Consider the following 17,187-nt stretch of genomic DNA (forward strand, 5'->3'; position numbering starts at 1 on the left):
AGATAGTTGCATGGAACTCCAGCAACTCCGGTACGTCGTTGCGGTCGCCGAGACGAACAGCTTCACCCGAGCCGCCGAACGGTGCCTGGTCGTGCAGTCCGCGCTGAGCCACCAGATCGCCCGCCTGGAACGGGAACTGGGCGCGCGCCTGTTCGACCGCACCAGCCGGCGCGTGCGCCTGACACCGGCCGGTACGGCGTTCCTGCCGGCGGCTCGCCAGTGTCTGGACGCGGCCGAGCGGGCAGCCGCGGAGGCCGCCGCCGCAGTCGGTCTGGTCCGCGGACGGCTCGCCGTCGGGCTGATCCCGACGGTCGCCGCGGTCGACATTCCAGCAGCGCTGCGGGACTTCCGGCGCGCGTACCCCGACGTACGGATCTCGCTGCGCGTCGGTGCGAGCGAGAAGCTCGCCGACCAGGTCAAGGAAGGCGTGCTCGACGTGGCCTTCCTCGGACTGCCGACCACCGCACAACCGCGCGGCGTGGAGACCCGCGAACTGGCCCGCGACCGGCTGGTCGCGGTGGTCCCGCCCGATCATCCGCTGGCGACCGCATCGTCGGTGACGCTGCAGCGGCTCGCGAGTGAGGTGTTCGTGGACCTGCCGCCGCGGACAGCCGGCCGTCTGCAGAGCGACCAGGCGTTCGAGGCCGCGGGACTCGTCCGCGACGTCGCCTTCGAGGTGAGCACCGCCGAACTGATGGCACGGCTCGTCAGCGAACGGCTCGCCGTCGCCCTGTTCGCCTCGACCTACGCACCACAATTGACCGGCGTCTCCACGGTCGAGATCACCGACGCACCGGGCCGGATCGAGTACGTCGTCTGGAGCTCGGCCGGCCGCTCCCCCGCCGCGTCCGCCTTCCTCGCCCTACTGAAGATCGAGTGATCAGAGCGTGAAGGCGGTGGTGTCTTCCTTGAAGGGACCCATGACGGTGAGGGCGGGGGTGCCGGCGTAGAGGTCGGCGGCCAGGGCCGTCACGTCGTCGAGGGTGACCGAGTCGATGCGGTGCAGGATCTCGTCGACGGTGGGGAGTTCGCCGTACACGAGTTCGGCCTTCGCGATCCGGGTCATCTTGGCGCCGGTGTCCTCGAGGCCCATCACGACCGAGCCGCGCATCTGGCCCTTGCCACGAAGCAGCTCGTCGGGGGTGATGTTGCCGCCGGCAATCGACTCGAGCTCGCCGCGGATCACGTCCAGGACCTCGGTGGCCTTCTTCGGCAGGCAGCCCGCGTACACGCCGACCATGCCCGCGTCGGCGTACGCCGAACCGAACGTGAACACCGAATACGCGAGTCCGCGCTTCTCCCGCACCTCCTGGAACAGCCGCGACGACATCCCGCCGCCGACGATCCCGTGCAGTACGCCGGCGATGTAGCGGCGCTCGTCGCTCCGCACCAGCCCGGGCATCCCGAGCACCAGGTGCGCCTGCTCGACGTCACGGTGGTGCACCTGCACCCCGCCGTACGTCGGAACGGTCTTGCCGGCACCACGTCGTACAGCGGCGGGCTCGGCCTCGGCCGTCACCCAGTGCCGCTCGAACGCCTTGCGGACCAGGCGAACCACGTCGGCGTGGTCGACGTTGCCGGCCACCGAAACCACGATGTTGGACGGCTTGTAGCGGCGCCGGTACCAGCCCACGACCTGCTGGCGGGACAGCCCGGCGACCGATTCCGGCGTACCGGTGATCGATCGGCCCAGCGGGGACTTGCCCCACAGCTGCTCGGCGAACAGGTCGTGGATGTGGTCCGACGTCTCGTCGGCGTGCATCGCGATCTCTTCGTCGATGACGTCGCGTTCACTCTCGACATCTGCCGGAGTCAGCGTGGCGGAGGTGATCATGTCGCAGATGACGTCGACCGCGAGCGGCAGGTCGGAGTCCAGCACCCGCGAGTAGTAGCAGGTGTACTCCTTGCCGGTGAACGCGTTCATCTCGCCGCCGACCGCGTCGATCGCCGCGGAGATCTCCAGCGCGTCACGACGCTCGGTGCCCTTGAACAGCAGGTGTTCGAGGAAGTGTGTGGCGCCGGCCAGCTGTTCCGGTTCGTCTCGGGAGCCGACGCCGACCCAGAGTCCGAACGTCACCGATCGGAAGCCTGGGACGGATTGGGAGAGCACACGAAGCCCGGAGGGCAGGACGGTCCGTTTCACCGGACCGCCCGCCTCCGGGCTCAGCAGCGTGCTGGTGATGGCTCGAGTCACTCGGCGGCGGGCTCGGCCTTCTTGTCGCCTTCTTCACCCTCGACGACCGGGATCAGCGAGAGCTTGCCGCGGTCGTCGATCTCGGCGATCTCGACCTGCAGCTTCTGACCGACCGAGAGGATGTCCTCGACGGCCTCGACGCGCTTGCCACCGGCCAGCGGACGCAGCTTGCTGATGTGCAGCAGGCCGTCCTTGCCCGGCAGCAGGCTGATGAACGCACCGAAGTTGGTCGTCTTCACGACCGTGCCCAGGTAGCGCTCGCCCTTCTCCGGCATGGTCGGGTTCGCGATCGCGTTGATCGCGGCCCGGGCCGCCTCGGCCGACGGGCCGTCGGTCGCGCCGATGTACACGGTGCCGTCGTCCTCGATCGAGATGTCGGCGCCGGTGTCCTCGGTGATCTGGTTGATCATCTTGCCCTTCGGGCCGATGACCTCGCCGATCTTGTCGACCGGGACCTTCACCGAGATGACCCGCGGCGCGAACTCGCTCATCTCACCCGGCGCGTCGATGGCCTTGGCCATCACGTCCAGGATCGTCAGGCGGGCGTCCTTGGCCTGGGTCAGCGCGCCGGCCAGCACGCTGGCCGGGATGCCGTCCAGCTTGGTGTCCAGCTGCAGGGCGGTGACGAAGTCCTTCGTACCGGCGACCTTGAAGTCCATGTCGCCGAACGCGTCCTCCGCGCCCAGGATGTCGGTCAGCGCGACGTACTGCGTCTCGCCGTCGATCTCACCGGAGATCAGACCCATCGCGATACCGGCGACCGGGGCCTTCAGCGGCACACCGGCGTTCAGCAGCGACAGCGTCGAGGCGCAGACCGAACCCATCGAGGTGGAACCGTTCGAGCCGAGGGCCTCGGACACCTGACGCAGCGCGTACGGGAAGTCCTCGCGCGACGGCAGCACCGGCACCAGGGCCCGCTCGGCCAGCGCGCCGTGACCGATCTCGCGGCGCTTCGGCGAACCGACCCGGCCGGTCTCACCGGTCGAGTACGGCGGGAAGTTGTAGTTGTGCATGTACCGCTTGCGGGTCTCCGGGGAGAGCGTGTCCAGCTGCTGCTCCATCCGGAGCATGTTCAGCGTGGTGACACCCATGATCTGGGTCTCGCCGCGCTCGAACAGCGCCGAGCCGTGCACCCGCGGGAGCACGCCGATCTGCGCCTTCAGCGGCCGGATGTCGGCCAGCCCGCGGCCGTCGATGCGGACCTTCTCGGTCAGCACCCGCTGCCGGACCAGCTTCTTGGTCAGCGAGCGGAAGGCTGCGGACAGCTCCTTCTCGCGGCCCTCGAAGTCGGCGGCCAGCTTGTCCACCGTGGCGGCCTTGACCGCGTCGGTGGCGTCCTCACGCTCGTGCTTGCCGGCGATCGTGAGCGCCTGGGCGAGCTCCTCGCTCGCCGAAGCCTCGACCGCGGCGAACGCGTCGTCCTGGTAGTCCGGGAAGACCGGGAACTCACCGGTCGGCTTCGCGGCCTTGGCCGCCAGCTCGGACTGAGCCTCGACCAGGGTCTTGATGAACGCCTTGGAGGCTTCGAGGCCCTCGGCGACGATCTCCTCGGTCGGCGCCTGCGCGCCACCGGCGACCTTGTCGAAGGTGGTCGGGGTCGACTCGGCCTCGACCATCATGATCGCGACGTCACCGGACTCGGTGACCCGACCGGCGACCACCATGTCGAAGACGGCGTCCTCGAGCTCGGTGTGCGTCGGGAAGGCGACCCACTGGGTGCCGATCAGCGCGACGCGGGTGGCGCCGATCGGGCCCGAGAACGGCAGCCCGGCGATCTGGGTGGACATCGACGCCGCGTTGATCGCGAGCACGTCGTACAGCTTGTCCGGGTTCAGCGCCAGGACCGTGATGACGACCTGGATCTCGTTGCGCAGACCGGACACGAACGACGGCCGCAGCGGGCGGTCGATCAGCCGGCAGGTCAGGATGGCCTCCTCGGAAGGACGGCCCTCCCGGCGGAAGAACGAGCCCGGAATCCGACCTGCGGCGTACATCCGCTCCTCGACGTCCACCGTCAACGGGAAGAAGTCGAACTGGTCCTTGGGCTTCTTGCTGGCCGTGGTGGCCGACAGCACCATCGTGTCGCCGTCGAGGTAGGCGGCGGCGGAGCCGGCGGCCTGCTGGGCCAGACGGCCCGTCTCGAAGCGGATGGTGCGGGTGCCGAAGCTGCCGTTGTCGATGACGGCCTCAGCGAATTCGGCGCCCTCCATGGGCGCACTTGTGGATCCCGACACGGGATACCCCTCTCTCACAGTGTGACGACTGCGAGGCGCGAGCTTCCGGGATGCCGGTCTTCGATCGAGGCCCGCGGGTGATGTGTCACCCGAAAGCCACTACCGAGGACCGGTCGTGGTCCCGCCACGCGCTTCGCGTCGCCTCGTTACGTCTTACGTGGTTCGTTATTCAGTTGTTCCACACCGGGGCGTGGATACGCCAGGAGCGGCCACCCGAGTGTCGGGGGCCGCTCCTCGCGACGTCATCGGCGAAGGCCGAGCCGCTCGATCAGGGACCGGTAGCGGTTGATGTCCTTCTTCGCCAGGTAGTTCAGCAGCCGGCGGCGCTGGCCGACCAGGAGCAACAGGCCACGACGGCTGTGGTGGTCGTGCTTGTGCTCCTTCAGGTGCTCGGTCAGGTGAGCGATGCGGTGCGTCAGAAGCGCAACCTGGACCTCGGGGGACCCGGTGTCGCCCTCGGTCAGGGCGTACTCACCCATGATCTTCTTCTTCGTTGCGGCATCAACAGATGACACAGGTTTCCTCTCGATTTCCGTTGCGCGGCGCACCGGGGCATTCTTCACCCGAGCACTCTCGGTCCGCGGCCGTTCAGACGGCAGCAGCCAGCGTATCAGTCCGTGGACGCGTCACCCTAATCACGGGTCAGCAGGCCGCGCGCGCCGTCGACGTCGGCCTTCATCTGCACCAGCAGCTCGTCGATACTGTCGAACCGGATCTGCGTACCGCGCAGCCGGGCGACGAAATCGATCGCGACCGTGGCGCCGTACAGCTCGAGGTCGTCGCGGTCCAGCACGTACGACTCCACCCGGCGGTCCACGCCGTCGAAGGTCGGGTTGCTGCCGACGCTGATCGCCGCGGGCAACGGATCCGGGTACGCCGGGGCGCCCGGAGCCGGTGTGAGCACGGTGAGCCACCCGGCGTACACACCGTCCTGCGGGACGGCGGCGCCCGGGTCGGCCGGGATGTTCGCGGTCGGGTAGCCGAGCTCGCGGCCGCGCTTGTCGCCCTCGACGACCACGCCGGTGACCCGCAGCGGGCGGCCGAGCGCCTCCGCGGCAGCCTCCACGTCGCCGTCGGCGAGCCGCTGGCGCACGTACGTCGACGACCAGGGCTGCTCGTCCCCCGCGAGGCTCAGACCCTCGACCTGGAAGCCGTACTGCGTTCCGGCCTGGACGAGGGTGTCGACGTGGCCGGCCGCCTTGTGGCCGAAGCGGAAGTTCTCACCGACGACGATCGCCTTCGCGTGCAGCGCGTTGACCAGCGAGCGCTCGATGAACTCCTCCGGCGACCACTGCGACACCTCTTTGGTGAACGGGAGGATCAGCACCGCGTCCGCACCGGCCTCACCGAGCAGCTCGGCGCGCCGGGCGGCGTCGCTGAGCTGCAGGGGCGCATGGTCGGGCCGCAGCACCCGCATCGGGTGCGGGTCGAAGGTCATCGCGACCACCGGCAGTCCACCCAGTTCGGCCGCCCGCGCGCGGGCGTGCGCGAGCACCTCCTGGTGACCCCGGTGCACTCCGTCGAAGTTGCCGATCGTGACGACCGTCGGCCCGAAGTCCGGGCTCACCTCGTCCAATCCGTGCCAGACACGCATGGCAGCAGGATTCCATGCCTCGTCTCAATTGCTTCCATCAGGTCCACGATCACCCCTTGTAATCGTGCGGTGACTCAACTTATGGTGGGCCGCGCACTGGATGAGCCTGGGGAGGTCTCGTGAAGCTACGCCGTCTGGTTGCTGTCTGCGCTGCACTCGCACTGATGGTCGGCCTACCTGCCGCAGTCGCGCCCAGCGCTTCGGCGTCCACAGGCTTCTCGAAGTACGTCGCGCTCGGCGACTCCTACACGTCCGCGCCGTTCGTCCCCGTGGCCGACCTGTTGTCGCTCGGGTGCGCTCGCTCGTACAGCAACTATCCGAAGCAGCTGGCCGCCGCGCTCGGCGTGCACCGGTTCACCGACGTGAGCTGCGGCGGGGCGGACACCACGAACATGACCCAGCCGCAGAGCACGATCCTCGGCACCGCCGCGCCGCAGTTCGACGCGCTGACGCCGGACACCGACCTGGTGACGCTCGGGATCGGCGGCAACGACTTCGGGGTCTTCGGCGACATCATCGGCACCTGTCCCGGGCTGCGCGCCTCCGACCCGACCGGGGCGCCGTGCAAGGCGCACTTCACGGTCGACGGCGTGGACACGCTGAAGGCCAAGATCGCCCAGACGCAGACCCGGATAGCGATCGTCGTCCAGGGCATCCGGGCGCGGTCGCCGCAGGCCGCCATCGTGCTGGTCGGGTACCCGAAGATCGCGCCGGAGCACGGGACCTGCCCGTCGATCCTCCCGTTCGCCGACGGCGACTACGCGTACCTGTACTCGATCGAGCAGGCGCTGAACGCGGCCGTCTCCGGGGCAGCCGCCGCCGGCGGAGCGACGTACGTCGACACCTTCGGGCCGTCCACCGGACACGACGCCTGCGCCCCGGACGGCCAGGCGTGGATCCAGGGCAAGGACATCAACCTGCTCCGGGCGCTGAACTACCACCCGCGCTTCGAGGGCGAAGCCGGGATGGCCGCGCTCACCTACAAAACGCTGACCGGCCGGCCGTCCGTCGTCACCGCGACCGAGCAGGCCACCTGGGCCGCCAAGGCGCGCACGCTGGCGAAGCAGGCCGCCGCAGCACCCCAAGCTGTTTCACCCAAGGCCCTCGAGGCCTCCCTGAACCGCGTACGGACCAGCGCGCAACGCTGACCCTTTCCAATCCGTACTGCGGACCACGGGCCGGGCCACCTCACGCGTGGCTCGGCCCGCTGGTTTCTTCCAGCAGTTCCGTCAAGGCCTGTCCGAGCGGAAGATCGACGCGGTACGTCGCGTACGGGTCGCCACGGGTCAGGCCCTGGTTGACGATCAGCACCGGCGTTCCGGCCTTGGCTGCGTGCCGCACGAAGCGGAACCCGGACATCACGGTGAGGGACGAGCCGAGGACGAGGACGGCGTTCGCGTCGTCGATCAGCCGGTAGCAGCGCTCGACGCGGCTCTTCGGGACGTTCTCGCCGAAGAAGACCACGTCGGGTTTGAGTACGCCGCCGCAGACCGTGCAGGTCACGACCGTGAACGTGCGGACGACGTCCTCGGGGAGTTCGACGTCGCCGTCCGGATTGATCCGGGTCGCCTCTGCCGTGAACGCCTGGTTGGCGGCGCGGAGGCGGCGGTCGAGGACTTCGCGGGCAGACGTCGTACCGCAGTCGAGGCAGATCACCCGGTCGAGATTGCCGTGCAGTTCGATCACGTCACGGGCACCGGCGGCCTGGTGCAGGCCGTCGACGTTCTGCGTGATGATGCCGCTCAAGTGGCCGCGGGCCTGGAGGGCGGCGACGGCGCGGTGGCCGTCGTTCGGGGCGGCACGGGCGATGGTGCGCCAGCCGAGATGGCTGCGCGCCCAGTACCGCTGCCGCGCGGCCTCGCTCGCGGTGAAGTCGCCGTACGTCATCGGGGTGTGGGTCCGCAGGCTGCCGGTCTCGCCGCGGTAGTCCGGGATCCCCGACTCGGTCGAGATCCCGGCGCCACTCAGTACGACGACGCGCCCGGCGGCCACGATCCGCGCGACCGGGCCGATATCCGTCGCACCCGGCTCCAACGCCAGCACCTCAGGCCCCGGGGCCCACTCCAACGTCGGACGAGAACGCACCACTCAAGCGTACGTGCCGGAGCCGGCTGCGCGCCCCGCCCGCCCTGACCCGGCCCCAAACCGGTTTGGGGAGGCTCTGACCCGTCCCCAAACCGGTTTGGGGAGCAATACTGCCCGAATCGGGCAGCAGCGCTCCCCGGTCGGAGGCAAGTGCCTGCCCAAACCGGTTTGGGGAGGCTGGTCGGGGCGCGAGGCCACAGCCGCACCGTTCTCTGGTCGGGCTGCGTAGGCTGACGCCTCGTCAGCTGACGAAGACCGCGGTGGGTTTGGCGACCGGGCCGTGCGGCTCGTAGAGCGCCAGGAAGGTGCCGTCCGGGGCGAACATCGCGGTCTGTCCGGCGGTCAGATCGAGCCCCGGCAGCGGACGGCCGGTACGGATCGCGGCTGCCTGGTCGTCGTCGGCGTCGTACCGCGGGAAGGTGCCGGCGGCAACGTCCGCGATCGGCAACCAGTCGAACGAGGTGGCCAGCGACTCCAAGGAGTGCGCCGCGGTCAGGTCGAAGGACCCGACCCGGGTACGCCGCAGCGCGGTCAGGTGACCGCCGACGCCGAGCTCGGCGCCGAGGTCGCGAGCCAGCGCGCGGATGTACGTGCCGCTGGAACAGTCGACTGAGACGTCGACGGAGATCCCGTCGGCGTCGGGGCGGACGTCGAGGATGTCGTAGCGCGACACGGTCACCGTCCGAGCCTTGAGCGCGACTTCCTCCCCCGCCCGTACCCGCTCGTACGCGCGCTTCCCGTCGACCTTGATCGCCGACACCTTCGACGGGACCTGCGAGATCTCCCCGCGGAACCCTTCGACGGCTGCCGAGATCGCCTCGGCGGTCACGCCGTCGACCGAGGCCGTGGACGTGACCTCGCCCTCGGCGTCGTCGGTCGTCGTCGTGGCGCCCAGCCGGATCGTCGCGTCGTACGACTTGTCGGCCAACTGCAGATGGCCGAGCAGCCGCGTCGCCCGGTTCAGGCCGACGACCAGGACACCGGTCGCCATCGGGTCCAGCGTGCCCGCGTGGCCGACCTTCCGGGTGCCCGCCAGCCGGCGGATCCGGGCGACGACGGTGTGCGAGGTCAGCCCGGCAGGCTTGTCGACGACCACGATCCCGTCCGACGTGGACGTGAAGTCAAGGCTCAACGCAGTACTCAGTCCTGCTCGTCGTCGTCCTCGTCGTGCGGCCGCTTGTACGGGTCCGCGTCGCCGGCCGGCTTCGCGCCGGCGGCGGCCTTGGCCACCTCGGCGTCGGCCGTGCGGGCCTTCGCGAGCAGCTCCTCGATCTGCCCGGCGGTCTCCGGCACCGCGTCCAGGAAGAACTCGACGCTCGGGCTGTGCCGCAGTCCGAGTGCCTTGCCGACCTCGCTGCGGATCAGGCCCTTCGCCGACTCCAGTGCGGCCGCGGTGTTCGCGCGGGCCTGCTCGTCGCCGTACACCGTGTAGAAGACGCTCGCCTCGCGCAGATCGCCGGTCAGCCGGGCGTCGGTGACCGTGACGAACCCGAGCCGCGGGTCCTTGACCCGGCGCTCCAGCAGTTCCGCGACGAGCACCTGGATCCGGTCGGCGAGCTGCTTCGCCCTTGCTTCACCCATCAGGGCTCACTCCTTCATTCATGAACAACGTCCGGAGAGGCGACCAGCGCCTCTCCGGACGTTACTCCGATGCCCCTGGGACCAGGGGCACCACCTGCTGTCAGCTGCGCGGCTTCTCGCGGAGCTCGAACGCCTCGACGACGTCGCCGATCTTGATGTCGTTGAAGTTGTTGATGGTCAGACCGCACTCGAAGCCCTCGCGGACCTCGGACGCGTCGTCCTTGAACCTCTTCAGCGACGACAGCTCGGTGTTGTCGACCACCACCGCGCCGTCCCGGATCAACCGGACCTTCGCGTTCCGCTTGAGCAGGCCGCTGGTCACCCAGCAACCGGCGATGTTGCCCACCTTCGAGGAGCGGAAGATCTCCCGGATCTCGGCCTGGCCGAGGGTGACCTCCTCGTAGATCGGCTTGAGCATGCCCTTCAGGGCGGCCTCGATGTCGTCGATCGCCGAGTAGATCACCGAGTAGTACCGGACATCCACGCCCTCGCGCTCGGCCAGGTCTCCGGCCTTGCCCGCCGGCCGCACGTTGAAGCCGATGATGACGGCGTTCGACGCGATGGCCAGGTTGACGTCGTTCTCGTTGATCGCACCGACACCGCGGTCGATGATCCGCAGGTTCACCTCGTCGCCGACCTCGATCCGGACCAGCGCGTCTTCCAGCGCCTCGACCGAACCGGACACGTCGCCCTTGAGGATCAGCAGCAGCTCCTGAGCCTCGCCCTTCTCCATCGAGGCCATGAAGTCCTCGAGGGTACGACGGACGCGACGCTTGGCGTTCGCGGCCGCACGAGCCCGGGCTTCGCGCCGCTCGGCGATCTGCCGGGCCCGGCGGTCGTCGTCGACCACCAGGAACTTGTCACCCGCACCTGGCACAGCGGTCAGACCGAGCACCAGGACCGGACGCGACGGAGTCGCCTCCTCGACGGTGTTGCCGTGCTCGTCGAGCATGGCCCGGACCCGGCCGTACGCCGGCCCGACCACCATCGAGTCGCCGACCCGGAGCGTGCCGCGCTGCACCAGCACGGTCGCCACCGGACCACGGCCCTTGTCGAGGTTCGCCTCGATCGCGATGCCCTCGGCGTGCATCTTCGGGTTCGCCCGCAGGTCCAGCGCCGCGTCCGCGGTCAGTACGACGCCCTCGAGCAGGCCGTCGATGTTGATCCGGGACTTGGCCGAGACGTCGACGAACATGGTGTCGCCGCCGTACTCCTCGGGAACCAGGCCGTACTCGGTCAGCTGACCGCGCACCTTGGTCGGGTCCGCCGCCGGGACGTCGATCTTGTTCACCGCGACCACGATCGGGACACCCGCCGCACGGGCGTGGTTCAGCGCCTCGATCGTCTGCGGCATCACGCCGTCGTCGGCCGCGACCACCAGGATGACGATGTCGGTGGCCTGCGCACCACGGGCACGCATGGCGGTGAACGCCTCGTGACCCGGGGTGTCGACGAACGTGATCGCCCGCTCCTGGCCGTCGACCTCGGTGGTCACCTGGTACGCACCGATGTGCTGGGTGATACCGCCGGCCTCGTCGGCCACGACGTTCGCCATCCGGATCGCGTCCAGCAGCTTCGTCTTACCGTGGTCGACGTGACCCATGACGGTCACCACCGGCGGCCGCGGAGCCAGGTCGCTGTCGTCGCCCTCGTCGTTGCCGAAGTCGATGTCGAACGACTGCAGCAGCTCGCGGTCCTCGTCCTCCGGCGAGACGATCTGGACGTCGTAGTTCAGCTCGGTACCGAGCAGCTCGAGCGTCTCCTCGTTCACCGACTGGGTCGCGGTCACCATCTCACCGAGGTGGAACAGCACCTGGACCAGCGACGCCGGGTCGACTCCGACCTTCTCGGCGAAGTCCGTCAGCGACGCGCCACGCGGCAGCTTCACGACCTCGCCGTCACCGTGCTTGACGCGCACGCCGCCGACGGCCGGAGCCTGCATGTTGTCGAATTCCTGGCGCTTCGCGCGCTTCGACTTGCGGCCACGACGCGCCGGACCGCCCGGACGCCCGAAGGCACCCTGCGTTCCGCCACGACCGCGGTTGCCCGGACCCGGACGGCCACCGCCGCCACCGGGCGGGCCGCTCGGGCCGCCGCCACCGGGACGGAAGCCGCCACCGGCGCCGCCGCCACCGCCGCCACCGCGCGGACCGGCACCCGGACCGCCGCCCGGACGACCACGGCCACCGCCGGGACCACCCGAGCCGCCACCGGGACCGCCGGAGCCGCCACCGGGACGGCCGGTGAACGTACCGGCCGAGGACTTCGGCATCATCGCCGGGTTCGGACGCGGAGCGCCCGGCACACCACCCGAACGCGGGCGGTCGCTACCGCCGCGGTCGTCGCGGCCACCGCCACGACCCTGCGGCGGACGCGGAGCCATCCCGGCCGGGCTCGGAGCCCCCGGCCGCTCGGAACCGCCGCCACCCGGGCCGGGGCGCGCGCCACCGCGCTGCATGCCCTGGGTCGAGCTGAACGGGTTGTTGCCCGGACGCGGAGCACCCGGACGCGGGCCGCCGCCACCCTGGCCGCCCTGACGGGGCGCACCGGGACGCGGGGCACCCGGACGGGGCCCACCGCCTTGGCCACCCGGACGCGGACCGGAACCTGGGCCACCCTGGCCAGCCGGACGCGGACCAGAACCCTGACCGCCGCCCTGGCCACCCGGACGCGGGCTCGCACCCTGCGCCGGACGCGGACCCGGACGGGCGGAGTCGCCACCGGTACGACGCGGCGCCGACGACGGAGCCGCCGGAGCCGACGAGGCCGACGGGCCACGGGTCTCCGGGGCCGCCTTCGCGGCCGGAGCCTCGAACGACGGTGCTGCCGGAGCCTCGGCCCTCGCCGCCGGAGCGGACTCGACCGGGGCGGACGTGACCGGAGCGGACTCGACCGGAGCAGGCGCAGCCGGCTCGGCCGGAGCGGACTCCTGGCGCGGACCCGGCTTCGGGCCCGGACGCGGTCCCGGCTTGATTCCCGGGGCCGACTTCACCGGCGCCGGATCGGCCGCGGCAGGCACAGTGGTCGCCGTGGCCGCAGCGGCCGGAGCCTCGGCGACCGGAGCCGCCTCGGTGCGCACCTCAGCGGCCGGCGCGGTGCGCTCGGCCGGAGCCTTCGGGGCGGCCGGCTGGGCCGGCCTCGGCGCCGGCGCGACCGGTGCGGTCGCCTGCGGCGCGGCAGACGTGCTTGCGGCGGCCTTCTTGGCCGCGCGCTTCTTCGGCGGGTTCTTCTCGAACTCTTCCGCCAACCGTCGGACGACGGGTGCCTCGATCGTCGAGGACGCCGATCGGACGAACTCTCCCATGTCGTTCAGCCTGGTCAGAACGACCTTGCTGGTAACTCCGAGCTCTTTCGCGAGCTCGTAGACCCGGACCTTTGCCACTACTCTCCCTCTGGTCCGAGCCTGGGGCCGCGGACCGTTAGTTGACGTACATGCTCATCGCATTGCACTCATCGTTCGACACTCATCGAGTGGTCATGAGTCGATGACCCGCCTTCATGTCGGTCACGACGGTCCGGTCGAACCGCCGCGGACGGCCGGGTGGCCGCCTTTTGCACTGCTTCTTGCCTATCACGCTGCTCGACGTACTCCTGCAGCCCGGTCACGTCGAGCGGCCCCGGGACCTTGAAGGCCCGTGGGAACGCCTTGCGCCGGACGGCCAGGTCGAAACACTCGGTCGCCGGGTGCAAGTGCGCCCCACGGCCGGGTGCCCGACGATCGGGATCCGGGACGACCATGAGATTGCCTGGTCCTCCGGACACCGTCATCCGCAGCAGGTCAGTCGGGCTGGATCGTTTCCGGCACCCGATACAGGTGCGCTCCCGGAGCTTCTCAGGGCGCGCGTCTGCAGTTTCTGTCACAGTTCCTCAGGGTGTGGTGACGACTCAGTCGACCGACCGAGAGATCAGTCTACCTTCTTGTCATCACCAGTCACATCGGTATCCGGCCGGATGTCGATCCGCCAGCCCGTGAGCCGGGCGGCGAGACGGGCATTCTGCCCTTCCTTGCCGATCGCGAGCGACAGCTGATAGTCCGGTACGACGACGCGCGCAGCACGGGCCGCGGCGTCGACGACCTCCACAGACGTAACCTGCGCCGGGGACAGCGCATTCCCGACGAACGTGGCCGGATCGTCGCTGTGGTCGATGATGTCGATCTTCTCACCGTGCAGCTCGTGCATGATGTTGCGCACCCGCTGGCCCATCGGGCCGATGCAGGCGCCCTTGCCGTTCACGGACGGGTTCAGGGTCCGGACGGCGATCTTGGTCCGGTGTCCCGCCTCGCGGGCGATCGCGGTGATCTCGACGGTGCCGTCGGCGATCTCCGGGACCTCGAGCGCGAACAGCTTCTTCACCAGGTTCGGGTGCGTCCGGCTGACCGTGATCTGCGGGCCCTTGAAGCCTTTCCGCACGCCGACGACGTACACCCGCAGGCGGGAGCCGTGCTCGTACTTCTCCCCCGGCACCTGCTCGGGCGCCGGCAGCACGGCCTCGATCTTGCCGAGGTCGACCATCACCGACCGCGGGTCGCGGCCCTGCTGGACGACACCGGAGACGATGTCGCCCTCCTTGCCGGAGAACTCGCCGTACCGCACCTCGTCCTCGGCGTCGCGCAGCCGCTGCAGGATGATCTGCTTGGCCGTGGTGGCGGCGATCCGGCCGAAGTCGGCCGGGGTGTCGTCGTACTCGCGGGCCAGCGTGCCGTCCTCGGCCAGTTCGCGGGCGAAGACGGTCACGTGCCCGGTCTTGCGGTCCAGCTCGACCCGGGCGCTCTGCTGCGCGCCCTCGGTGCGGTGGTACGCGACCAGCAGCGCCGCCTCGATCGCCTCGACGACGACCTCGAGGGCGATGTCCTTCTCGCGTTCCAGTGACCGCAGCACGGCCATGTCGATGTCCATGTCAGTTCTCCTCCACCGTGCCGTCGGCAGGTGTTTCTGTTTCGTCGTTGCCGGCGGTCCGGTTGAACTCGATCTGGATCTTGGCCTTGGCCACGTCGGCGTACGCGACGCTCTGCCGTGTGCCGTCGACGTCCAGTTCGGCCGCCTCGTCGGAGACGGACTTGATCCGGCCGGTCAGCTTCTCGCCGTCGGTCAACGTGACCGCGACCAGACGCCTGAGGTTGCGCCGCCAGTGCCGGGGCAGGGTGAGCGGCCGGTCGACGCCGGGGCTGGAGACCTCCAGCGTGTAGGCGCCCTCGCCCATGATGTCGTCGGTGTCGAGCGCCTTGGAGATCGCCCGGGTGACGTCCGCGACGTCGTCGAGGCTGATGCCGCCGTCGCGGTCGACCAGGACGCGCAGCAGGCGGCGACGCCCGGCCGGAGTGATGTCCGCAGCCTCCAGGTCGCAGCCGAACTGCTCGACGATCGGCCGCAGGAAGTTCTCGAGGCTCGTGGTGTCCGTGTGGCTCGTGGGATCCGGCTTTCGGCTCACAGGTTGACCTGCCTCTCTCCAGTTGTGCACCCGTTCCACTCCCGGCGGTCCAGCCGAGAGCAGTAGCCCACCATATCCGCCCGGTACCCCGATGCCGGTCATCGGCTCGTACCTGGCCGGTCTTGGGCGGTCATGGGCGGGTCAGCGGGTAGGGTTCCGCCGTGCCTGAACGCCGCCTGAGTCGCCGTACTGCCGTCGTCACCGCCGCCCTCGTGCCCGGCGCGGTCGCGCTGGCCGGTTGCAAGGACGACGCCGCCTCCGGCGCCGGTATGCCGGGAACAGAGGGGGCTGTGAACGGCACGCCGACGGCACCCGGGTCGACCGAAGAGACACCGACCGTCGACCCGGCAGTCGTCGCGGCGCTCAGTACTGCGGCGACCCAGGTGACTCAATTGTCCCAGCTCTACGCAACCGCGAGCCAAAAGTTCCCGGCGCTACGGGCCCAGCTCGCCGCGGGAGCGAAGTACCACGCGGCGCACCTCGCCAAACTGAAGGAGACCGACGGCGTCGCCGCGCAGGCGACCAAGGCCGCCGTACCGGCGAGTTCACAGGCCGCACTCACCGCGATCGCCACGCAGGAGAAGGCCGCAGCAGTCACCCACGCGGCCGCCGCAGCCAAACTCTCCGGCCCCCCGGCTCGCCTCCTCGCCGAGATCGCTGCTTCAGAGACCCAGCTGTCCTCGACGCTCACGCCCAAGAAAAAGGACGCCTCGTGAACCAGGTCGAAGCCCTGCAGGCTGCGCTCGCGGGTGAGCACGCTGCGCTGTACGGCGTGGGCGTCGCCGGGGGGAAGCTCAGCGGGGCCAGGTTCCGCGACGCGACCGACACGTTCGAGGTCCACCGTGACAACCGCGACCACCTGAGCGCGCTGCTGGTCGCCGCCGGCGAGACCCCGGTCGCGGCCCAACCGGCGTACGACCTGCCCCAAGTCGTCAGCAACACCGCGACCGCAACCGCCCTGGTCCTGCTGATCGAGCGCCGGATCGCGGCGGTGTACGGCGACCTCATCGAGGCCGCCGAACAACCCGCCGTCCGAACCGTCGCCATCGAAACCCTCCTCACCTACGCCACCACCCAACTCACCTGGGGCGGCGCGCCGGCAGCCTTCCCCGGCGCAACCCCCTGACCCACGCCCGGCTTCCAGGGCGGCGCCGGGCTCGGTGTGATGTGCGGCTCGACAGGACATGTCAGGCCGCCGGGTAGTGCACCTGAGCGTAAACGCGCCCGCGCGTACACCGTCCCACCGGTGCACTACCTGTCGAGCCCGCAAATCACCCCACCGCGAGCACCCGCGCCACCACCACCCGATCACCCAGCCGGCACCAACACCCACCCACCCGGCAGAAGACCGGATATCCCCTGGCGTTGTGGGTTCTCCCCTCTAGTACCAACGGAGAACCCACAACACCGACGGATATCCCCTCGTGTGCGGGGCTCTCGTCGCGCTCGGCCTGGGCAGACCGATGGCACGGACCGGACGGTGCATGCCGCGTGCGGGGTGGGTGGCGGCATCCGGAGACTCGCGACAGACCGTGGAGACCCGGAACCCGACATTTCCCGCCTCCGCCCACCAGCTCCTGTCTCCAGTCCCACCGCACCACCCGCCCGCGACCGCCCGCACCGCACCACCCCACGCACCGCCGCCCGCACCGCACCACCCCACGCACCGCCTCCCGCACCGCACCCACCCCACCCACCCACCCCACCCATCCACCGCGCCCATCCACCGCGCCCACCCGCCGCGCCCACCCGCAGAACGCACCACACCCGGCATCCACGTCCCGGTCCGTGCCGTCGGCCGGCCCCGAGGTCGGGCGCGACAAGAGCCCTCGCACACGAGGGGATATCCGACGGGGTTGTGGCTTCTCCGTTGGTGTTAGAGGGGAGAACCCACAACACCAGGGGATATCCGTTCTTGTGCCGGATGGGTGGCTGGGTGATCGGGTTGGTGGCGGGGCGGCTGCGCGTGGCGGGGTGATGTGCACGCTCGACAGGTAGTGCACCGGTGAGACGGTGTACGCACGGGCGCGTTCACGCTCAGGTGCACTACCCGGCCACCCGACATGTCC

At 70.1% G+C, this 17,187-nt stretch carries 15 protein-coding genes; 4 read left to right on the plus strand and 11 right to left on the minus strand.

Annotated features, from left to right (window positions below; genetic code table 11):
* Positions 1-10: 10 nt before the first annotated feature.
* Entirely contained in the window at positions 11-880 is an 870-nt protein-coding gene (locus ACWF0M_RS36110) for a LysR family transcriptional regulator (protein ID WP_452240259.1), read from the plus strand.
* On the opposite strand, the gene ACWF0M_RS36115 is transcribed toward ACWF0M_RS36110, so the two are convergent.
* The 4 genes from ACWF0M_RS36115 to ACWF0M_RS36130 form a co-directional block, all read right to left on the minus strand.
* The gene (locus tag ACWF0M_RS36115; protein ID WP_452240260.1) at positions 881-2,194 is read right to left on the minus strand and encodes a M16 family metallopeptidase; all 1,314 of its coding nucleotides are present in this window, start codon (positions 2,192-2,194) and stop codon (positions 881-883) included.
* Entirely contained in the window at positions 2,191-4,404 is a 2,214-nt protein-coding gene (locus tag ACWF0M_RS36120) for a polyribonucleotide nucleotidyltransferase (RefSeq protein WP_452240261.1), read from the minus strand. Before ACWF0M_RS36120 ends, ACWF0M_RS36115 begins: the two co-directional genes overlap by 4 nt.
* Before the next feature lie 266 nt (positions 4,405-4,670).
* Complete coding sequence (gene rpsO, locus ACWF0M_RS36125) at positions 4,671-4,943, minus strand: 30S ribosomal protein S15 (RefSeq protein WP_130379758.1); 273 nt, start codon at positions 4,941-4,943, stop codon at positions 4,671-4,673.
* 116 nt (positions 4,944-5,059) lie between these two features.
* The gene (locus ACWF0M_RS36130) at positions 5,060-6,022 is read right to left on the minus strand and encodes a bifunctional riboflavin kinase/FAD synthetase (RefSeq protein ID WP_452240262.1); all 963 of its coding nucleotides are present in this window, start codon (positions 6,020-6,022) and stop codon (positions 5,060-5,062) included.
* 119 nt (positions 6,023-6,141) lie between these two features.
* Here ACWF0M_RS36130 and ACWF0M_RS36135 point away from each other — a divergent pair, with 119 nt between their 5' ends.
* On the plus strand, positions 6,142-7,170 hold the full coding sequence (locus ACWF0M_RS36135) for an SGNH/GDSL hydrolase family protein (RefSeq protein WP_452240263.1): 1,029 nt from the start codon (positions 6,142-6,144) through the stop codon (positions 7,168-7,170).
* A 40-nt stretch (positions 7,171-7,210) separates the two neighbouring features.
* Here the strand turns inward: ACWF0M_RS36135 and ACWF0M_RS36140 are convergent, their stop codons facing one another.
* The 7 genes from ACWF0M_RS36140 to rimP form a co-directional block, all read right to left on the minus strand.
* On the minus strand, positions 7,211-8,107 hold the full coding sequence (locus tag ACWF0M_RS36140) for an NAD-dependent protein deacetylase (protein ID WP_452240264.1): 897 nt from the start codon (positions 8,105-8,107) through the stop codon (positions 7,211-7,213).
* A gap of 241 nt (positions 8,108-8,348) precedes the next feature.
* Entirely contained in the window at positions 8,349-9,239 is an 891-nt protein-coding gene (truB, locus tag ACWF0M_RS36145; RefSeq protein WP_452240265.1) for a tRNA pseudouridine(55) synthase TruB, read from the minus strand.
* An 8-nt stretch (positions 9,240-9,247) separates the two neighbouring features.
* Positions 9,248-9,688, minus strand: a complete 441-nt coding sequence (rbfA, locus tag ACWF0M_RS36150) for a 30S ribosome-binding factor RbfA (RefSeq protein WP_452240266.1) — start codon at positions 9,686-9,688, stop codon at positions 9,248-9,250.
* A gap of 100 nt (positions 9,689-9,788) precedes the next feature.
* On the minus strand, positions 9,789-13,070 hold the full coding sequence (gene infB, locus ACWF0M_RS36155) for a translation initiation factor IF-2 (protein WP_452240267.1): 3,282 nt from the start codon (positions 13,068-13,070) through the stop codon (positions 9,789-9,791).
* Positions 13,071-13,138: 68 nt separating this feature from the next.
* Positions 13,139-13,549 carry a YlxR family protein gene (locus ACWF0M_RS36160; RefSeq protein WP_452240268.1) on the minus strand — a complete coding sequence of 137 codons (411 nt, stop codon included), beginning with the start codon at positions 13,547-13,549 and terminating at the stop codon, positions 13,139-13,141.
* A 44-nt stretch (positions 13,550-13,593) separates the two neighbouring features.
* Entirely contained in the window at positions 13,594-14,586 is a 993-nt protein-coding gene (nusA, locus tag ACWF0M_RS36165; protein WP_452240269.1) for a transcription termination factor NusA, read from the minus strand.
* Between the two features lies 1 nt (position 14,587).
* Positions 14,588-15,118, minus strand: a complete 531-nt coding sequence (gene rimP, locus ACWF0M_RS36170) for a ribosome maturation factor RimP (RefSeq protein ID WP_452240270.1) — start codon at positions 15,116-15,118, stop codon at positions 14,588-14,590.
* Positions 15,119-15,279: 161 nt separating this feature from the next.
* Here rimP and ACWF0M_RS36175 point away from each other — a divergent pair, with 161 nt between their 5' ends.
* Positions 15,280-15,834, plus strand: a complete 555-nt coding sequence (locus ACWF0M_RS36175; protein ID WP_452240271.1) for a cell division protein FtsK — start codon at positions 15,280-15,282, stop codon at positions 15,832-15,834.
* Entirely contained in the window at positions 15,831-16,244 is a 414-nt protein-coding gene (locus ACWF0M_RS36180; RefSeq protein ID WP_452240272.1) for a ferritin-like domain-containing protein, read from the plus strand. The genes ACWF0M_RS36175 and ACWF0M_RS36180 overlap by 4 nt, the downstream gene beginning before the upstream one ends.
* The last annotated feature ends 943 nt before the right edge of the window (positions 16,245-17,187 follow it).

Source organism: Kribbella sp. NPDC055110, assembly GCF_053607525.1.

What these genes read in the sequence shown, in the direction of transcription:
- ACWF0M_RS36110 (WP_452240259.1), top strand. Translation starts at nt 11, where the DNA reads ATGGAACTCCAGCAACTCCGGTACGTCGTTGCGGTCGCCGAGACGAAC.
- ACWF0M_RS36120 (WP_452240261.1), bottom strand. Translation starts at nt 4,404, where the DNA reads ATGGAGGGCGCCGAATTCGCTGAGGCCGTCATCGACAACGGCAGCTTC.
- ACWF0M_RS36130 (WP_452240262.1), bottom strand. Translation starts at nt 6,022, where the DNA reads ATGCGTGTCTGGCACGGATTGGACGAGGTGAGCCCGGACTTCGGGCCG.
- rbfA (WP_452240266.1), bottom strand. Translation starts at nt 9,688, where the DNA reads ATGGGTGAAGCAAGGGCGAAGCAGCTCGCCGACCGGATCCAGGTGCTC.
- nusA (WP_452240269.1), bottom strand. Translation starts at nt 14,586, where the DNA reads ATGGACATCGACATGGCCGTGCTGCGGTCACTGGAACGCGAGAAGGAC.